Here is a 482-nt window from a genome sequence, read left to right as displayed (position 1 = left end):
AGCTCCCCCGTTGAGGATGTCGTTACCGTCTCTACCGTAGAGCACGTCGTTGCCGGCACCACCGTGCAGGGTGTCGTTGCCCTCGTCACCGCTAAGGGTGTCGGCTCCGTCTCCACCGTTCAGGATGTCGTTGCCGCTACCACCGTTGAGGGTGTCGTCACCCGCCTGGCCGTCCAGAGTGTCATCGGTACCAAAGCCCCACAGCGTTTCGTCACCCACAGTGCCTTGCAGCACCTGGGCCTTGATCGCCGCCTGATCCCAGCTACTGCCATCGGCAAACAAGATGCGATCGATCTGGTAGCCATAGGTAGCGTCACTGTAGAAGTGATACACCACGCGCAAGCTGTCGGTAGTGCCTTTCACCTGGATCACCAGGTCGCTGCTGTCGCGGCGGATGAGGACATCCTCCGCATTCAACCCTACCAGTTGCACGACATCCTGCTTGTTGGCACGACCCTCGTGCGCGTAGTAGATGGTGTCCT

1 protein-coding gene is annotated in these 482 nt (G+C 60.2%); it reads right to left on the bottom strand.

Features of this window, described 5'->3' with window-relative positions; all coding sequences use genetic code 11:
• Window positions 1-482 (bottom strand): calcium-binding protein (locus RND78_RS27920; RefSeq protein ID WP_312733476.1); only part of this gene is annotated, 482 nt, incomplete at both ends.

Origin of the sequence: Pseudomonas oryzihabitans (assembly GCF_032027545.1) — a bacterium.
Taxonomy (GTDB): domain Bacteria; phylum Pseudomonadota; class Gammaproteobacteria; order Pseudomonadales; family Pseudomonadaceae; genus Chryseomonas; species Chryseomonas oryzihabitans_F.
The sequence above is the reverse complement of the archived record's forward strand: the minus strand, read 5'-3'. Positions and strand labels throughout refer to the sequence as shown.